A 16,967-nucleotide genomic window follows, 5' to 3' on the forward strand; every position below is an offset into this window, starting at 1 on the left:
GTCGGCCCACCCGAGAGGAGAACAATGAGCACGACCGACATCGGTGTCGCCGTCATCGGAGCAGGAATGGCGGGCAAGGCCCACGCCGCGGCCTACCGCAGCGCGACGACCCTCTACCGCGCGGCGCTCCCGTCCGTCCGCCTGGTCGCGATCGCCGACGCCTACGAGCCCGTCGCCGTCGACACAGCCGCGCGCTTCGGCTACGACCGGCACGAGACCTCATGGCAGGCGATCGTGGAGGCCGAAGACATCGACGTGGTGTCGATCGTCGTGGCCAACGCACTGCACCGCGAGATCGCCGAGGCAGCGCTCGCCGCCGGCAAGCACGTGCTCTGCGAGAAGCCGCTCTCCGACACGATCGCGGATGCCGAGGCCATGGTCCGCGCGGCCGCGCGATCGTCGCGTCTCGCACGGGTCGGGCTCACGTTCCGCCGCTCCCCCGGTATCGCCTTCGTGCGCAAGCTCGTGCAGGACGGGACGCTCGGCCGGGTGTTCCACGTCAACGGCGGATACTTGACCGACTACGGCTGCGACCCTCAGACGCCGATCAGCTGGCGATACAAGGGGCCGGCCGGTTCCGGCGCCCTCGCGGATGTCGGCAGCCACCTCAGCTACCTCGTCGAGTTCGTCGGCGCCGCGGACATCACCGGTGTCCGCGGAGGGCACCTCAGCACGGTCATCGGCCGACGGCCCAAGCCGCTCGGTGCGATCTCCGGCCGCGGCAAGGTTGAGGTCTCGGACGAGCAGGACACGGTCGAGAACGACGATGTCGCGGTGTTCTCCGCCGACCTCGCGAGCGGCGCGACCGCGACCGTGCAGGTCTCGCGCGTCGCCGCGGGCCACCCGAACACGCTCACGCTCGAGGTCTACGGGGAGCGCGGAGCCGCCCGCTTCGACTTCCGCAACCCCGGTCAGGTCGAGCTCTTCCTGCACGAGGCGGACTCCGCGACCTCGGGATGGCGAACCATCGTCCTGGGACCGTCCCACCCGTACTGGCAGGGCGGCCTGCCCATGGACGCCCCGGGCGTCGGCATCGGCCAGAACGAGGGCTTCGTCTTCCAGGCCAGGGCCATGCTCGAAGAGGTCGCCGGTCTCAGCGAGGCCGAGTCGCTGCCCCGCAACGCGAGCTTCGCCGACGGCCTGCGCAATCTGCGCCTTCTCGAGGCGGCCTCGCAGTCCGCACTGACCGGAGGAATCGCCGTGCCCGTTCCGGATCCCGCCGCCGCGTCCCTCACCGCCTGAACATCCAGAGAACAAGGAGCCACCATGCGACTCGGCGTCTACAACGCGATCCTGCACGACCGCACGCTTCCCGAAGCGCTGTCCGTCATCGCCGACCTCGGTCTGACGGGCATCGAACTGAACACCGGCGGGTTCCTGCCCGCCACCCACATCCCCACGTTCGACGAGGTCCTCGCGTCCGATACGGCGCGCGATGACTTCCTCGGCGTCTTCGAGGGGACGGGCGTGAGCCCGGCGGGCCTGAACTGCAACGGCAACCCGCTGCACCCCAACCCCCTGATCGGGGAGAAGCACGCGGAAGACGTCCGCCGCGCGATCCGCTTCGCCTCCCGCATCGGACAGCACCGCGTCGTGACCATGTCGGGTCTGCCCGGCGGCGAGCCGAGCGCGGCGCACCCCAACTGGATCGTCAACGCGTGGAACTCCGCCGCCCTCGATGTGCTCGACTATCAGTGGAACGTCGCAGCGGCGTTCTGGCGTGAGATCGACGGCCTCGCCGGCGATCACGACGTCAAGGTCGCCCTGGAGCTGCACCCGCAGAATCTGGTCTTCAACGCGGCCGATGTGCACAGGCTCGTCAACCTCGCCGGCGTCGCGCACGTCGGTGTCGAGCTCGACGCCTCTCACCTGTTCTGGCAGCAGATGGATCCGATCGCCGTCGTCCGCCACCTCGACGGTCTGGTGTATCAGGCCGCCGCGAAGGATGTGCGGGTGAACCCCGGGAATGCGGCGCTCTACGGAGTGCTCGACAACTCGTTCCGGCGCCTGTCGCCGGACGAGCCGCGGGTGAACCTCGGCGGCGACGAGTGGGCCAACGAGTGGCCCGTGGACTCCGCGTGGGACTTCGTGGCGCTCGGCAAGGGTCACGACGTCGGGTTCTGGACCGAGTTCCTGCGCGCCCTGCACGAGGTCGATCCGGACATCTACGTGAACATCGAGCACGAGGACGTGTCCCTCGGCCGCATCGAGGGCCTTCAGGTCGCCGCGGCAGTGCTCAAGGAGGCGGACGCCGCGTTGACCGCGTCGCTCTGAGCCTCGTTCCCGGAGACGTGAAGGCCGGGGCGCTGTCGCAGCGCCCCGGCCTTCACGTCTCCCGCGGTACCGATGGTCCTCAGCCGATGAGCTCTCGCAGCCGCTGAAGCTGGAACCGCGAGACGTCGTCCGCGTTCTCGTCCTCGGCGAACACGTTGGACACGATGAGAGCGTCCTCGCGAGCCAGGTATCCGATCGCGCGGAGCGTGCCGAACAGCTCCTGCCAGTCCACGTCGGCGTCGCCGATGCGGAGGTGCTGGTGGATGCGGGCTGCGTTGCCCGGCGGGTTGGAGATGTAGCGCAACCCGTGCGAGCGACGGTGATCGAAAGTGTCGGCCGTGTACACGGCCCCGAGACGGTCCCCGAGTTCTGGGAGGAGGGTCGTCGCCCGATCGCCGTAGTGGAACGTGTGGGACGCGACGTACACGAAGCCGATCGCCCGGGAGTTGAGACCGCGAAGGACCCGCCACGCCTCCAGGCCGTCCTCGACGAAGTCGTCGGGATGCGGATCGATGTTCAGGCGAAGCCCCTCGCGCTCGACGATGGGCAGCAGCTCTTCCATCGACCGGTAGAACGCCGCCTCGGAGTCCTCCTGATGGTCGGGGCGGCCGGAGAACTCGGTGTTGATGACCGGGACGCCGAGTTCCACGGCCAACTGGATGACGCGTCGGAAATTGCGCACCGCCGCCTCCCGCTGCGGCTCCTCCGGCCAGGAGATCCGCTGCACCGGCAGGATCGCAGGGATCCCGACGCCGGCATCCGCGGCCACCTTCTTGAACCTCGCCACGAGGTCGTCATCGGCCTTCGGGTACCGGTAGAACGGCGAGAAGTCGACGTGCGGCGTCAACTGCAGGTACTCGTAACCGAGTCGCGCGGCGATCTCGGGGAGCTCCAGCAGCGTGGCGTCGTGATGGTACGGCGTGGGGTCGAGAGCGATCTTCACCATGTCTTCTCCTCGATCACTGTGCTCGTGTCACGCATAGAACGCGGGACGCTCGGTGGCCTCGACCGCGACGACGCCGCCGCCGAGGGCCTTCACCCCCGCCTCGCAGGCGAGGGCGACACGGTAACCGTCCCACGCGTTGGGTCCGTCGACCAGGGTGCCGCTGCGCACCGCGTCCACCCACCGCTGGACCTGCTGGTCATAGGCCGCGGCGAAACGGGTCACGAAGCTCACGTGCTCGGCGACCGCGAACCGGCCGTCGCGCCATATCTGCAGGCCTGCGGGCTGACCGATCCGCGCGAGCCCCTTCTCGAAGACCGCCTCGGTCGCGACCTGGTAGCCGAACTGCACGCTCACATTCATCTCGACGTCGACGAGCACGCCGTTCTCGAGCTCCATGAGCACGAGGATGGGCTCGCGCAGATGCGCAGGCGAAAGCGAATTGCGGCGCGGGTACTTGACCTCCACTGTCCTGACCGGAGAGCCCGCCAGCCAGGGAACCACGTCGAACTCGTGGACGACGGAGTCGTTGATGAGCATCTCCTGCGTGTAGCCGTCGGGCACCGACGGGTTGCGATGCGCGCACCGCAGCATCATGAGCTCGCCCGAATCCCCCGTCTCCACGAGGGAGCGCAGGGCCTGGTACTCGGCATCGAAGCGGCGCATGAAGCCCACCTGGATGTGCGGGCGGTCGAGCTTCTGCTCGAGCTGGAGGATCTCCCACGAGGACGCGGAGTCCGGCGTGAGCGGCTTCTCGCACAGGATCGGCAGCTTCGCCTCCAGCGCGGGAACCAGGACCGGCTCGTGGAATCGGCCGGGCGTCGCGATGAGCACGGCGTCCACCGCGCCGGCCGCGATGGCGTCTTCGATCCGCGCGAACGTCCGGGCGCCCGGCGCGTTCTGCGCGGCAGCGGCGGCCCGTCCGGCGTCGGGCTCGACGATCGCCGAGACGGCGGCCCCGGAGATCCGCCGGGTGATGCGGGCGATGTGATCTGCGCCCATGAGGCCGGCGCCGACGACGCCGACGCGAAGGTCGTTGGTCATGTCATGTCTCCTGGAAGGTTCAGTGCACGCGGGCGAGGTGGGTGCACGAGAAGATGTGCTCGCGCGTCCGCTGGGCGATCGGGAAGGGGCGGTCGACGTCGCAGCCGTACATGTCCTGCTCGACGATCGCGAAGATCTCGGAGTCGATCGCCGCGACCGCTTCGATGATCGGGGCGAGGTCGGGCACGCCCTGCGGCGGTTCGATCATGATCCCCTGGGCGACGGCATCCGCGAACGGCACGTCATTCTTCAGCACGTCATATAGGAGCGAGGTGTCGACCTGCTTGAGGTGCAGGTATCCGATCCGGTCGGGGCGCTCCTCGATGAGCTTGACATTGTCGCCCCCGTAGTACGCGAAGTGACCGGTGTCCAGGCACAGGTTGGTGTACCGGGGGTCGGTCTCGTCGAGGAACCGCAGCACCTCACGGGTGGTGCCCACGTGGCTGTCGGCATGCGAGTGGAACTGCTGCGCGACGCCGAACTCCTCGAGAAGCGCCTTCCCGAGGCGATCGTGTCCGGCAGCGAGCTTCTTCCACTGCTCGTCGCTGAGCGTTCGCGGCTCCAGCACCTCGCTGGTCGCATCGCTGCGCCAGAGGTCGGGGATGACGACGAGGTGCTGGGCGCCGAGCTGCGAGGCGAGACCGGCGACGGCCAGAGCCTGGTCCCAGGCCCGCTGCCACTGGTCGTCGCCCTTGTGGAAGCCCGTGAACACCGTACCCGCCGAGAGCTTGAGCCCGCGCGAGCCGAGCTCGTCCTCCAACTGGTGCGGGTCCGTCGGCAGGTAGCCGTAGGGGCCGAGCTCGATCCACGAGTAGCCGGCTTCGACGACTTCGTCGAGGAAGCGCTGCCACGGCACCTGCTTCGGGTCGTCCGGGAACCAGACGCCCCACGAGTCGGGGGCCGTGCCGACGCGAAGGCCGGCGCGCTCGGTCGTGGCGATGACGGCGTCTTCGGGGAGGGAATCAGTCATGGGTTTCTCCGAGGGGTGTTCTGTGTCGGCTCAGCCGAGGAGCGGTTTCTGATGGGCCTGCTGCTGGAGGTACTCCGCACGGGCCTGCTGCGTGGACGCGAGGGTGGAGACCTCGGGCACCGGCACGTCCCACCATCCCGCGCCGTCGGGCGCGTAGATCAGCGGGTCGCTGTTGATGTGGATGAAGGTGGAGCGATCGGAGGCCTTGGCCGCGGCGACGGCCGCCTTGAGGTCGTCGATGGCCGAGGCCGTCGGCTCGACCTCGATCACGTCCACGCCGTAGCTGCGAGCGTTCGCGGCGAGATCAACAGGCAGGATCCGTTCGCCCTGGAAGTTGCGGGACTGCGGGTCGTACTCCCGGTACCAGGTGCCGAAGCGCTCGGATCCGACGGTCTCGGAGAGATGTCCGATCGACGCGTAGCCGTGGTTCTGGATGAGGATGACGATGAGCTTGACGCCCTCGGCGACGGCCGTGACCAGCTCCGTGTTCAGCATGAGGTACGAGCCGTCGCCCACCATCACGATCACGTCGCGGTCGTCGCCGTCCGCGACGAGACCGCGCTTGGCCCCGAGGCCCCCGGCGATCTCGTAGCCCATGCAGGAGAACGCGTACTCGACGTGGTAGCCGAGCGGATCGCGCACCCGCCAGAGCTTGTGCAGGTCGCCGGGCAACGATCCCGCGGCCTGCACGATGACGTCCGCCGGCGCCGAGGACTGCTGCACCGCGCCGATGATCTCCGGCTGTCCCGGGAGGGCGAGCCCGGAGGGCGCGAACGCGTCGTCGACGAGCCCGTCCCACTCCGCCTTCTCGCGCGCGATGCGCTCGGCGTACTCCGGGGAGACTCCGAAGCCTTCCAGCGCGACGGCCAGTTCGACGAGCGCCTCGCGGGCGTCGGCGATGACCGGGAGCTGGGAACCGTGCTTGTATGCGTCGAACGAGGCGACGTTGATGTTCACGAAGACGACGCCGGGGTTCTGGAACGCCGAACGGGAGGCGGTGGTGAAGTCGCTGTAGCGCGTGCCGATGCCGATGACGACGTCGGCCTCCGCGGCGAGCCGGTTCGCCGCGAGGGTGCCCGTCGCGCCGACGCCGCCGAGGTACTGAGGGTGGTCCCAGTTCAGCACTCCGCCGCCCGCCTGCGAGCTGCCGACCGGGATGCCGGTCTCCTCGGCGAGAGCCTTCAGGCGGCCCTCGGCGCCGGAGTACAGCACGCCGCCTCCCGCGACGATGAACGGCCTCTTCGCGCCGCGGATCGACGCGACCGCACGGGCCAGCGCACCGCGCTCCGGCAGCGGCCGGCGGAGGTGCCACTCCCTGTCCTGGAGGAAAGCGATCGGCACGTCCAGCGCCTCGGCCTGCACGTCCTCGGGCAGCGCGATCGTGACCGCGCCCGTCTCGACCGGGTCGGTGAGCACGCGCATCGCGGCGAGCGCGATCGAGAACAGCTGCTCCGGTCGCTGCACGCGATCGAAGAAGCGCGACAGCGGGCGGAACGCGTCCGTCACCTGGATGCCGAGGTCGTGCGGATGCTCCAGCTGCTGCAGCACCGGGTCTGCCACCCTGGTCGCGAAGGTGTCGCTCGGCAGCAGCAACGCGGGCAGCCGATTGGATGTCGCCAGCGCCGCTGCGGTCAGCATGTTGGCGGCCCCGGGACCGACCGACGCCGCGGCGGCGTAGGTGCCCCGCCGACGGTGCATGCGCGCATAGCCGACGGCCTGGTGCACCATCGCCTGCTCGTTGCGGGCCTGGAAGTAGGGCATGAGGTCGGGGCTCTCGACATTGGCCTGCTTCAGCGCCTGGCCGATGCCGGCCACGTTGCCGTGCCCGAAGATCCCGAAGACGCCCGGGATCGTGCGCTCGCGGATATCGCCGTCCACCGTCCACTGGTGCGCGAGGAACTCGATCAGCGCCTGGCTGACCGTCATGCGCCTGGTTTCCGTCATGCGCCGGCCTTTCTACTGTCGTTCGGGAAGGGGAGGCGGGGGTCGAGATCCTGACCGTCCCAGGTGTCGCGCACCCACGCATGCGCGGGGTCGTCGCTGATCAGCCAGGCCCGGTCCGGATCCGGACCGGCCATCACGTTCAGGTAGTAGAGGTCGTAGCCCGGGGCGGCGACCGCGGGACCGTGGTATCCGTACGGCACGAGCGCGATGTCACCGGTGCGCACCCTGGCGTTGATGTCGATCTCCCCCACCGGGGAGGCATACGTGCTGAACATGCCGAACGCGGCACTCTCGTCGGCGGAGGCCGCGGCCTCCTGCGCCGGCGCGGACTCGAAGTAGTAGATCTCCTCGAGGCGGGACTCGTGGCCCGGGACGCGCTCGTCGTGCTTGTGCGGTGGATACGACGACCAGTTCTCGGCTGGAGTGATCACCTCGCACACGATCAGACGTGCGGCGTCCAGCGCCTGCGGTGTCCCGAAGTTGTGCACCTGCCGGCTCGACGCGCCTCTGCCGCGCAGCTCGACGGGCGTCTCGGACGCGGCGATGTACCGCGAGGCGCGCCGCTCCGTCGTCGGGGCCTCGGCGATGGCGACACGGCCGCGGCCGCGGATCTCCGCCGTCGTGCCGGTCGGCAGGTAGAGCACATCGGTCGGCCCTGCGAACACCGAGGGGCGCCCCTGCAGCAGTGTCTCCTCCTCTCCCGGATGCTGGTGGTGCGTCACCGTGAACGATCCGGCGAGCGGAACGATGATCCGCTCGACAGCCACCCCCTCGAGGGCGAGCTCGTCGCCGTCGACGAGTTCCGCGACCCGGATGCCGGTGTACTGCCAGCCCGGGGTCGTGGCGTCGACGACGCTCTCCCAGCCGTCACGGCGGAGCTCGCCGCGACGGTGGAACCAGCGCTGTTCATTCATGTCGTGCTCTCGTGGGTCGATGTGCCAGGGGGAGGACAGCCGCAGCCGCGAGTCCCCAGCTCGCGGCTGCGGAGCGTGGTGCCGGCGCGTGTCCGATCAGTCGTTCTGCGGGAAGCCGAGGTTGATGCCACCGTGAGCGGCGGGATCCAGCCAGCGACTCGTGATGGCCTTCTCACGGGTGAAGAAGTCGAAACCGTGCACGCCGTACGCCTTCGCATCGCCGAACAGCGACTTCTTCCAGCCGCCGAACGAGTGGTACGCGACAGGGACGGGAATCGGCACATTGATACCGATCATGCCGACCTGCACCTCGTTCTGGAACCGGCGGGCCGCGCCACCGTCGTTCGTGAAGATCGCGGTCCCGTTGCCGAACTGCCCCGAGTTGATGAGGTCGAGGCCCTCGTCGTACGACTGCACCCGCACGACCGACAGCACAGGGCCGAAGATCTCCTCGGTGTACGCGCGCGAGGTCGTGGGGACGTTGTCCAGCAGCGTCGGGCCGAAGAAGAACCCGTCCTCCGCGCCCTCCACCGAGAACCCGCGACCGTCGACGATGACGGTCGCACCATCGGCCTCGGCGATGTCGACGTACTCCGACACCTTCGATCGGTGGACGTCGGTGATGAGCGGCCCCATGTCGGGCTCGGGCGTGGATGAGCCGTTCCCGATGCGCAGGGTGCCGATGCGCTCGGCCACCTTCGCGATGAGTTCGTCGGCGACGGGCTCGACGGCGAGCACCACCGAGATCGCCATGCACCGCTCCCCCGCGGCTCCATAGCCGGCGTTGATCGCCATGTCGGCGGCGAGGTTGAGATCGGCGTCGGGGAGAACCAGCATGTGATTCTTCGCACCGCCGAGGGCCTGGACTCGCTTGCCGTGCTTCGACGCCGTCTCGTAGATGTACTGCGCGATCGGCGTCGACCCGACGAACGAGATCGACTGCACGACCGGGCTCTCCAGCAGGCCGTCGACGGCGAGCTTGTCGCCCTGCAGGACGGTGAACACGCCGTCGGGGAGCCCCGCCTCCTGCCACAGCCGGGCCATCCAGAGTGCGGCGGACGGATCCTTCTCGGAGGGCTTCAGCACGACCGCGTTGCCGGCCGCGATCGCGATCGGGAAGAACCACATCGGCACCATCGCCGGAAAGTTGAACGGGCTGATGATCCCGACGACGCCGAGCGGCTGCTTGAGCGAATACACGTCGATGCCGGTGGACGCGTTCTCGCTGAACGCGCCCTTGACGAGGTGCGGGAAGCCGGTCGCGAGCTCCACGACCTCCTGGCCCCGCAGGATCTCCCCCATCGCGTCCGAGAGCACTTTGCCGTGCTCGGCGGTGATCAGCTCCGCCAGTTCGCCCTTGCGTGCGTTCAGCAGCTCGCGGAACGCGAACAGCACGGCCTGGCGCTTCGCGATCGAGTATCGCGACCAGACCTCGAAACCCGCACCCGCCGATGCGATCGCGGCCGCGATGTCCGTCTCGTCGGCGAGTGCGACCTCGGCGCGCACCGCGCCGGTCGCGGGGTTGTACACGGGCGTGGTGCGTCCGTTCGCGGGAACGACGGACGCCCCGTTGATCCAGTGCCCGATGATGAGGGGCGTCTGCTCCGCCTCGATCGCCGGCGATGTCTCAGTGATGCTCATGCGAGTGCTTCCTTCGTAGGTTTCAGAGTCCGGTGTGGACGAGGCCGGCCGCGATGTCCACGGCAGCGGCGACGTCGCCATCGGGCGGATAGAGGAGGGTGCGGCCCACGGTGAGCCCGCGGACGCCGGGGAGGGAGAGCGCGTCCTCCCACGCGGCGAACGTCTGGTCCGGATCAGCCCCGGAATCACCGCCGAGCAGAAGCGTCGGCATCGTCGTCGCAGCCATGACGCGCTCCATGTCCTCGACGACCGGCAGCTTCATCCAGGTGTAGGCGCTGGACGCCCCGAGCCCGGAGGCGATCGCGATCGAGAGGATGACGGCATCGGTCGACAGGTCGTTCACGATGCGCCCATCGACCCAGCGGCTCATGAACGGCTCGAGCATGATCGGCAGCCCCGCCGCGACCGCCTGCGAGACGGCATCGGCGGTCGCCTGCAACGTGGGAGCCGTGGCCTCGTCGTCGAGGTTCACGCGGATCAGTGTCTTCGCGAAGTCGATGCCGTCCGCAGCCATCGTCGGAACGTCGTAGCCCGTGTAGCGGTCATCCATCTCGAATCGTGCCCCGCGCAGGCCCCCGCGGTTCATCGAACCCACGACGATCTTGTCGTCGAGGAGGCCGAGGCCGGCGAGGTCGTCGACGATGTCGGGGGTGCCGAGCACGCCGTCGACACCCGGCCGGCCGAGGGCGATCGCCATCCGTTCGAGCAGGTCGTAGCGGTCCGCCATCGCGGTCGGGTTCGCCCCCACTGCGAGCGCACCGCGAGCGGGATGGTCTGCCGCGACGATGAACAGGCGTCCGTCGCCGTTGAGCACGTCTCTCCGACGCCGGCCCGTCAGCCGTGCGCGGAGCTGCTCGGGGTGCCGGGCACGGAGTTCGCGAAGCTCCGCGAACTCCTCCTCGCCAGGGGTCATCCTGCTCATCTCAGTACCCCTTCTCGAGGACGGCTTCGACCTCGCCGGCCGTGGGCATCGCGGTCGAGCACTCGCGGCGGGAGGCGACGATCGCGCCCGCGACGTTCGCGAAACGCAGGATGCGCTCGAGTTCCCATCCGGACAGCAGGCCGTGGATGAGCGCGCCGCCGAACGCGTCCCCCGCGCCGAGACCGTTCACCACCTCGACGGGGTGAGGCGGCATTTCGACGGTCTCGTCCCGCGTCTTGGCGAGGACGCCCTTGGGGCCCTGTTTGACGATGGCGAGCTCGACGCCTCGTTCGAGCAGCGCGTCGGCGGCGCGCAGCGGCGCGGTCTCGCCGACGGCGATCTCGCATTCCTCACGGTTGCCGACGGCGACGGTGACATGCGGGAGGGCGTGGGCGACCTGCGTCGAGGCCTCCGCAGGGTCGGCCCAGAACATCGGCCGGTAGTCGAGGTCGAGGATGGTGTGCTGTGCACGGTCCCGGGCGTGGAGTGCGGCGAAGTGCGTGGCGCGGCTCGGCTCCTGGCTGAGGCCGGTGACGGTGAGCCACAGGACGCGTGCGCGCCGGACGGCGTCGAGGTCGAGGTCGGACGGTTCGATGTCGAGATCCGGCGCCTTCGGCTCGCGGTAGAAGTAGAGCGGGAAGTCATCGGGAGGGAAGATCTCGCAGAACGTGAGGGGCGTCTTCAGCCGCGGGTCGACTCCGACGTACCGATTGTCGACCCCGAGACGGTCGAGCTCGCGCAGCAGGTAACGCCCGAAGGGGTCGTCGCCGACACGCGACAGCAGCGCGACGTCGTGGCCATGCCGGGCGGCGGCGACGGCGACGTTCGCGGCGCTGCCGCCGAGGTACTTGCCGAAGGTGTCGACGTCGGCGAGCCCCCGTCCGTCCTGCAGGGGGTAGAGGTCCACGCCCAGCCGTCCGGCTGCAAGCACATCGAGTTCGAGGGTCGGTTCGCTCATACGCCGCCGGACACCACCTTCGCTGATTCGCCTCAGGAAGCAGTTCGTCCCTGAATTGTCCTAACAATAACACAAGCTCTCGCGGTTGCAAGGGACAATCTCGCGTGACAAGGGCGCCAGGACGTAAGGTTGTGACGACATATTGTCGAACGGAGGCTTTCCATGGCGAACGACGAGCCCATCTGGCCGGACCAGCTCTTCCAGGACCTCGATCGCACCGGCCCCGTGCCGATCTACTTCCAGATCTCCAGCAGGCTCGAGACGGCGATCCAATCGGGAGACATCCCCCCGGGGGCGCGGCTCGAGAACGAGATCGCGATCGGACAGCGCCTCGGCGTCTCACGGCCGACGATTCGCCGTGCCATCCAGGAGGTCGTCGACAAGGGACTCCTCGTGCGCCGGCGCGGTATCGGCACCCAGGTCGTCCAGGGTCAGGTGACGCGGCAGGTCGAGCTCACGAGCCTCTACGAAGACCTCACCAGCTCCCATCACGCCCCCGGAACGATCGTGCTCGCGCACGACGTCGTTCCGGCGACCGAGCAGATCGCGACCGCACTGGGACTCGAAGCAGGCGCCGACGTCGTCTATCTGCGCCGTCAGCGCACCACCGACGGCGTTCCGGTGGCGGTGCTGGAGAACTATCTGCCTCCCGAGTTCGGCGACATCACCACCGAGCAACTGAGCGAGCGAGGGCTGTACCAGATCCTCCGCGCGCGGGGGGTCGCCATACAGATCGCGAAGCAGCGGATCGGTGCTCGCCGAGCGGCGGGCGACGAGAGCGAACTGCTCGACATCGACCGCGGGGGCCCGGTACTGACCATGGAGCGCGTCGCCTACGACAACTCGGGCCGGGCGATCGAGTTCGGTCACCACTGCTATCGGCCCGACATGTACAGCTTCGAGACCACCCTCGTCGCCAAGTAGCCGCGGCCGAATGCTCGATCTGGCGCCGTGGGCGTGGATGCTGCTCGCCCTCGCCGCGGCCATCGTCGGCGTCTCGAAGACCGCCCTGCCCGGGGCCAGCACGATCTCCGTCGCCGTCTTCGCCGCATTCCTTTCGGCGCGGACATCGACCGGCGCGCTCCTCATCCTGCTCATCATCGGTGACGTCTTCGCCCTGCTCGCCTATCGGCGTCACGCGCATTGGCCGACGCTGGTGCGTCTCGCGCCCGCCGTGGTCGCCGGCGTCCTGTTCGGCGCGCTCTTCCTGGCGTTCGCGGACAACACGCTCGTGAAGCCCGTCATCGGCATCATCCTGCTCGGGATGGTGGCATTCACCCTCTGGCAGCGCCGCACTTCCCGCGGCGCTGCCTGCACGGGCCTCGCGATGACGGCCGGCTACGGCTCGCTCGGCGGCTTCACCACGATGGTGGCCAACGCCGGCGGTCCGGTCATGTCGATGTACCTGCTCGCCATGAGGACGCCTGTGAAGGTGTTCCTCGGCACCGCAGCCTGGTTCTTCGCCATCGTCAACATCGTCAAGCTGCCGGTCCTCGTCGGTCTCGGGCTCATCACGGTGCCGGTACTCATGGTGGACGCCGTGCTCGCCCCGCCGGTCGTCGTCGGAGCCCTGTTCGGTCGATGGATGATCCCGCACGTGCAGCAGGCTCTCTTCGACCGGATCGTCATGATCCTCACCGTCGTCGGTGCGGCCTATCTGCTCGTTCCCTGACCCTTCGGCGAGCGGCATCGTCGATGAACCGCTGTTCTTCCGGCCCCCGGATTCAGCGCTGGGTGACGCCGAGCGCGATTCTGCGAGCGCTCTCGATGCTGATCGAAGCCGACGAAGCGACCTCGGAGACAGGTTCCCCGGCGGAGAGCCATCCGACAAGGGAACGGCGCTCGCGCGGCGTGGCCGCGCCCCAGATCCCGTCCCGCTCGTCATTGACGATGGCGCACCCCAGGCAATCTTCGCGGGCAGGGCAGCCCGCGCAGATCTCCTTGGCGTGGTTCGCACGCTCCCAGGCTTCGGGGAAGAAGATCTCGGGTATCACCATGGAGCAGTGTGCCGACGCGCGCCACTCCTCATCGCGATCGTGGATCACCGGCGCGGACGGAGCCGCCGTCACCAAGGCAATCCCCACGACACGGCAGCGGAGTTCACGGTGCCGGAGATCCTCGCCAGGGGCCTGCAGCCTTCCCGTTCATCACCGAGATCCACAACTGCGCCGGGTCCTACCGGTTCGGCATGACGGCTCTGGAGCCCGCACCGCGAACGTCGGCATCGTCGAGAATCTGATCGACTTCGCCGCGGATCTCCCCCACCTGCAGCGCGTGGTCCACATCTCGGGCTACCGCGTCGGCGGACAGGACCCCGCAACCGTTCCGTGGTCGGATGACCACCGCACCGCCGTCTACAAGGAGCTCGGCGCCTACGGAGCGTCGAAGGTGGAATCCGACGCGATCTTCCAGGCCCGAGCCCTGGAGCGCGGAATCCCCTGGACGATCGTCAATCCGTCCAGCGGGATCGGCGACAGCGTGACCGGAGAGTCCGACCAGCAGATCGGGCTGGCCACCACCATCGAGCAGATCTGGGACGGCACCGCGGCCGCGCGGCCCGGGAACGGGTCGACCTTCCTCCCGGTCGTCACGGTCGACCATCTGGCCGCCTTCATGGCGGCAGCAGCGCTCGCTCCGGCTGCGATGGGCACGGCCTACTGGGTTCTCGACGACGCGACCCTACCGCTGGCGGAGCTGCTCACGCAGGCCGGCCGGCACCTCGGCGGGAAGGTCCCAGGTCTGAAGATCCCGGTGAGCGTCATCAAGCGGCTTCCGCAGTGGGTCACCAAGGCGGATCCGGAGACGCTCGGTTTCCTGTCCTCCGACCGCTACCCGACGGACTCCGCTGTCGAGCTCGCCACGAGGAACGGCATCCCTATGCCCGACGTGCGGTGCTCGCTCGACCGGTGGGCCGACTACCTGGCCGCACACCGGTTCGAAGCGGCGAGGGGCGACGGGCGACGGTTCGTCGACGCCGGTGGTGAGAGGACGTTCGAACTCGGCGCATCCGGATCCAGCCGTCTGATTCTTCCCGGTCTGCCGGTCAACGCGGACACCTGGGCCGCCGTGGCGTCGGGCATCGGCGCGCGCGCCGTCGACCTGCCCGGACTCGGGCTCAGCGGCGGAAGGGGCGTTCAGGACTGGGAGCGGTGGCCGCCCGCCGTGCTGGGCGAGGAGCCCGCCGACCTCATCGGCCGCTCTCTCGGTGCGGCTGCGACGGTGATCGCGGCGGACCGATACCCGGCTGGGGTGAATTCCCTGACGTTGATCGCGCCGTTCTTCCTCCAGGCTCCGTCGGGCGCCACAGCCACGCTGCGGCCGCTCGTCGGCGCGAAGCGCTGACGCGGTTCCGCGGCCCGGTCCGCATCGTCACCGGAAGCGAGGACCCGATCGCGCCGGACGCCGGCGAGCTGCGCAGGTCGCTCCCGGACGTCGAGCTGATCTCGGTGCCGGGCGCCGGTCACCATCCGCAGCTGACGCATGGCGATGCTCTCGTCGGGCTGCTCCAGGGATCGTTCGCGACGGAGACGACCGAAATCTCGGCCGCTCTGCCTTCCTGGCGGACATCGACGAGAGCCCCGAGTCGCACCGGGAACGACAGAGGCCCGGACCACTGATTTTCTCAGTGTTTCCGGGCCTTCTCTGCTGGCTGGGGTACCTGGACTCGAACCAAGAACAACTGAACCAGAATCAGCCGTGTTGCCAATTACACCATACCCCAAGGGCGAAACCGGAGCCTCGCACCGAGAGTCAAGCTTACCCGAGCTGATCCCCGGATCCAAACCGGGGCGGGATCCCGCGCGCGTCGCGCTCCCCCGCCCCGGCCCGTGATCGGGTCAGCCCAGGAACTCGGCCAGCGCGCGGAGGCGGCGGAGCGTCTCGTCCTTGCCGAGCAGCTCCATCGACTCGAACAGCGGCGGCGACACCCGGCGTCCGCTCAGGGCGACGCGCGGCGGGCCGTAGGCGACGCGGGGCTTGAGACCGAGACCGTCGATCAGCGCGGCCGCCAGGGCATCCTGGATCGCCTCCGGCGTGAACGTGTCGAGCGGCTCGAGCGCCGCGGCGGATGCCGTGAGCACCTCGGCGGCGTTCGCGGGCAGCCCCTTGAGCGCGTCCTCGTCGTATGACACCTGGTCGGAGAACAGGAAGCCGAGCAGGCCGGGCACTTCGCCGAGCAGCTGCACGCGCTCCTGCACGAGCGGGGCGGCGCGGAAGGCCAGCACGAGCTGCTCGTGCGTCGGCTCCCCGTCGAACACGTCGGCGGCGGCGAGGTACGGCAGGATCCGCTCGGCGAAGTCCTTCGCCTCGAGCTTGCGGATGTGATCGCCGTTGATCGACTCGGCCTTCTTCTGGTCGAAGCGGGCCGGGTTCGGGTTCACGTTGACGATGTCGAACGCGGCCGTGAACTCCTCGAGCGAGAACACGTCGCGGTCGGGGCCGATCGACCAGCCGAGCAACGCGAGGTAGTTCAGCAGGCCCTCGTGGATGAAGCCGCGCTCGCGGTGCAGGAACAGGTCGGCCTGCGGGTCGCGCTTGCTGAGCTTCTTGTTGCCGGTCTCCCCCAGCACGAGCGGCATGTGCGCGAAGCGCGGCACGAAGGTCGTCACGCCGGCGTCGATGAGCGCACCGTAGAGCGCGAGCTGACGCGCTGTCGACGGCATCAGATCCTCGCCGCGCAGCACGTGTGTGATGCCCATGAGCGCGTCGTCGACCGGGTTCACCAGCGTATAGAGCGGGGCGCCATTGGGGCGCACGACGACGAAGTCGGGGAAGGATCCGGCCGGGAACGTGACCTCGCCGCGGATGAGGTCGACGTAGGTGACGTCTTCATCCGGCACACGCAAACGCAGCGCGGGCTGGCGACCCTCGGCGCGGAACGCGGCCCGCTGCTCCTCGGTGAGGTCGCGGTCGAAGTTGTCGTAGCCGAGCTGCTTCGCGCGGCCGTTCGCCTCGTTGCGGGCGTCGATCTCCTCCGCCGTCGAGTAGCTCTCGTACACGGATCCGGCGGCCTTGAGCTTCTCGATCACGCCCTGGTAGATGTCACCGCGCTGCGACTGGCGGTACGGCCCGTGCGGGCCGCCGACCTCGACGCCCTCATCCCAGTCGATCTTGAGCCAGGTCAGCGCGTCGACGAGTTGGCGGAAGCTCTCCTCGCTGTCGCGCGCGGCGTCGGTGTCCTCGATGCGGAACACCATCTTGCCGCCGGTGTGCCGGGCGTAGGCCCAGTTGTAGAGCGCCGTGCGGACCATGCCGACGTGCGGCAGACCCGTCGGCGAGGGGCAGAAGCGGACGCGGACGTCAGCACCGGACGCGGTCGTGGTGCGGGGATCGGGAGTAGCCATAGCCCTTCGATTCTA

15 protein-coding genes and 1 tRNA gene are annotated in these 16,967 nt (G+C 69.0%); 5 read left to right on the top strand and 11 right to left on the bottom strand.

Annotated elements, in window-relative coordinates:
• Positions 1-24: 24 nt before the first annotated feature.
• Both ACTJI8_RS03585 and ACTJI8_RS03590 read left to right on the top strand, forming a co-directional pair.
• Positions 25-1,242 (top strand): Gfo/Idh/MocA family protein, encoded by a 1,218-nt coding sequence (locus ACTJI8_RS03585; protein WP_440732023.1) that lies wholly within the window; start codon positions 25-27, stop codon positions 1,240-1,242.
• Between the two features lie 24 nt (positions 1,243-1,266).
• Positions 1,267-2,274 carry a sugar phosphate isomerase/epimerase family protein gene (locus tag ACTJI8_RS03590; RefSeq protein WP_440732024.1) on the top strand — a complete coding sequence of 336 codons (1,008 nt, stop codon included), beginning with the start codon at positions 1,267-1,269 and terminating at the stop codon, positions 2,272-2,274.
• Between the two features lie 79 nt (positions 2,275-2,353).
• Here the strand turns inward: ACTJI8_RS03590 and ACTJI8_RS03595 are convergent, their stop codons facing one another.
• The 8 genes from ACTJI8_RS03595 to iolC form a co-directional block, all read right to left on the bottom strand.
• The gene (locus ACTJI8_RS03595; protein ID WP_440732025.1) at positions 2,354-3,220 is read right to left on the bottom strand and encodes a sugar phosphate isomerase/epimerase family protein; all 867 of its coding nucleotides are present in this window, start codon (positions 3,218-3,220) and stop codon (positions 2,354-2,356) included.
• A 27-nt stretch (positions 3,221-3,247) separates the two neighbouring features.
• Positions 3,248-4,261, bottom strand: a complete 1,014-nt coding sequence (locus ACTJI8_RS03600; protein ID WP_440732026.1) for a Gfo/Idh/MocA family protein — start codon at positions 4,259-4,261, stop codon at positions 3,248-3,250.
• Between the two features lie 19 nt (positions 4,262-4,280).
• Positions 4,281-5,231: a sugar phosphate isomerase/epimerase family protein gene (locus ACTJI8_RS03605; RefSeq protein WP_440732027.1), complete on the bottom strand. Its 951-nt coding sequence runs from the start codon at positions 5,229-5,231 to the stop codon at positions 4,281-4,283.
• A 30-nt stretch (positions 5,232-5,261) separates the two neighbouring features.
• Positions 5,262-7,175, bottom strand: coding sequence for a 3D-(3,5/4)-trihydroxycyclohexane-1,2-dione acylhydrolase (decyclizing) (gene iolD, locus ACTJI8_RS03610; RefSeq protein ID WP_440732028.1), 1,914 nt, complete (start codon positions 7,173-7,175; stop codon positions 5,262-5,264).
• The gene (gene iolB / locus ACTJI8_RS03615) at positions 7,172-8,089 is read right to left on the bottom strand and encodes a 5-deoxy-glucuronate isomerase (protein WP_440732029.1); all 918 of its coding nucleotides are present in this window, start codon (positions 8,087-8,089) and stop codon (positions 7,172-7,174) included. The genes iolD and iolB overlap by 4 nt, the downstream gene beginning before the upstream one ends.
• A gap of 96 nt (positions 8,090-8,185) precedes the next feature.
• Positions 8,186-9,730 (bottom strand): CoA-acylating methylmalonate-semialdehyde dehydrogenase, encoded by a 1,545-nt coding sequence (locus ACTJI8_RS03620; RefSeq protein WP_440732030.1) that lies wholly within the window; start codon positions 9,728-9,730, stop codon positions 8,186-8,188.
• A 22-nt stretch (positions 9,731-9,752) separates the two neighbouring features.
• Positions 9,753-10,652 (bottom strand): class I fructose-bisphosphate aldolase, encoded by a 900-nt coding sequence (locus ACTJI8_RS03625; protein WP_440732031.1) that lies wholly within the window; start codon positions 10,650-10,652, stop codon positions 9,753-9,755.
• 1 nt (position 10,653) lies between these two features.
• Positions 10,654-11,610 carry a 5-dehydro-2-deoxygluconokinase gene (gene iolC, locus ACTJI8_RS03630; RefSeq protein ID WP_440732032.1) on the bottom strand — a complete coding sequence of 319 codons (957 nt, stop codon included), beginning with the start codon at positions 11,608-11,610 and terminating at the stop codon, positions 10,654-10,656.
• 162 nt (positions 11,611-11,772) lie between these two features.
• On the opposite strand from iolC, the gene ACTJI8_RS03635 reads away from it, so the two are divergent.
• A complete protein-coding gene (locus ACTJI8_RS03635; RefSeq protein ID WP_440732033.1) occupies positions 11,773-12,534 on the top strand; it encodes a GntR family transcriptional regulator in 762 nt (253 codons plus the stop codon).
• 10 nt (positions 12,535-12,544) lie between these two features.
• Complete coding sequence (locus tag ACTJI8_RS03640; RefSeq protein WP_440732034.1) at positions 12,545-13,282, top strand: sulfite exporter TauE/SafE family protein; 738 nt, start codon at positions 12,545-12,547, stop codon at positions 13,280-13,282.
• Between the two features lie 52 nt (positions 13,283-13,334).
• Here ACTJI8_RS03640 and ACTJI8_RS03645 read toward each other — a convergent pair whose 3' ends face one another.
• Positions 13,335-13,679: a WhiB family transcriptional regulator gene (locus tag ACTJI8_RS03645; protein ID WP_440732035.1), complete on the bottom strand. Its 345-nt coding sequence runs from the start codon at positions 13,677-13,679 to the stop codon at positions 13,335-13,337.
• Here ACTJI8_RS03645 and ACTJI8_RS03650 point away from each other — a divergent pair.
• On the top strand, positions 13,606-14,952 hold the full coding sequence (locus tag ACTJI8_RS03650; protein WP_440732036.1) for an SDR family oxidoreductase: 1,347 nt from the start codon (positions 13,606-13,608) through the stop codon (positions 14,950-14,952). The genes ACTJI8_RS03645 and ACTJI8_RS03650 overlap by 74 nt on opposite strands.
• Positions 14,953-15,256: 304 nt before the next feature.
• Here the strand turns inward: ACTJI8_RS03650 and ACTJI8_RS03655 are convergent.
• Positions 15,257-15,331 (bottom strand) — tRNA-Gln (locus tag ACTJI8_RS03655).
• Between the two features lie 115 nt (positions 15,332-15,446).
• Entirely contained in the window at positions 15,447-16,952 is a 1,506-nt protein-coding gene (gene gltX, locus ACTJI8_RS03660; protein WP_440732037.1) for a glutamate--tRNA ligase, read from the bottom strand.
• Positions 16,953-16,967: the final 15 nt, after the last annotated feature.

It is taken from the genome of Microbacterium sp. 22303, from assembly GCF_052045265.1.
Lineage (GTDB): Bacteria > Actinomycetota > Actinomycetes > Actinomycetales > Microbacteriaceae > Microbacterium.

Excerpts from the sequence above, each read along its gene's own strand:
- ACTJI8_RS03605 (WP_440732027.1), bottom strand. The coding sequence starts at position 5,231 with ATGACTGATTCCCTCCCCGAAGACGCCGTCATCGCCACGACCGAGCGC.
- iolD (WP_440732028.1), bottom strand. The coding sequence starts at position 7,175 with ATGACGGAAACCAGGCGCATGACGGTCAGCCAGGCGCTGATCGAGTTC.
- ACTJI8_RS03635 (WP_440732033.1), top strand. The coding sequence starts at position 11,773 with ATGGCGAACGACGAGCCCATCTGGCCGGACCAGCTCTTCCAGGACCTC.
- iolB (WP_440732029.1), bottom strand. The coding sequence starts at position 8,089 with ATGAATGAACAGCGCTGGTTCCACCGTCGCGGCGAGCTCCGCCGTGAC.
- ACTJI8_RS03640 (WP_440732034.1), top strand. The coding sequence starts at position 12,545 with ATGCTCGATCTGGCGCCGTGGGCGTGGATGCTGCTCGCCCTCGCCGCG.
- ACTJI8_RS03590 (WP_440732024.1), top strand. The coding sequence starts at position 1,267 with ATGCGACTCGGCGTCTACAACGCGATCCTGCACGACCGCACGCTTCCC.
- ACTJI8_RS03600 (WP_440732026.1), bottom strand. The coding sequence starts at position 4,261 with ATGACCAACGACCTTCGCGTCGGCGTCGTCGGCGCCGGCCTCATGGGC.
- gltX (WP_440732037.1), bottom strand. The coding sequence starts at position 16,952 with ATGGCTACTCCCGATCCCCGCACCACGACCGCGTCCGGTGCTGACGTC.
- ACTJI8_RS03595 (WP_440732025.1), bottom strand. The coding sequence starts at position 3,220 with ATGGTGAAGATCGCTCTCGACCCCACGCCGTACCATCACGACGCCACG.
- ACTJI8_RS03650 (WP_440732036.1), top strand. The coding sequence starts at position 13,606 with ATGGAGCAGTGTGCCGACGCGCGCCACTCCTCATCGCGATCGTGGATC.
- ACTJI8_RS03620 (WP_440732030.1), bottom strand. The coding sequence starts at position 9,730 with ATGAGCATCACTGAGACATCGCCGGCGATCGAGGCGGAGCAGACGCCC.
- ACTJI8_RS03585 (WP_440732023.1), top strand. The coding sequence starts at position 25 with ATGAGCACGACCGACATCGGTGTCGCCGTCATCGGAGCAGGAATGGCG.
- iolC (WP_440732032.1), bottom strand. The coding sequence starts at position 11,610 with ATGAGCGAACCGACCCTCGAACTCGATGTGCTTGCAGCCGGACGGCTG.
- ACTJI8_RS03625 (WP_440732031.1), bottom strand. The coding sequence starts at position 10,652 with ATGAGCAGGATGACCCCTGGCGAGGAGGAGTTCGCGGAGCTTCGCGAA.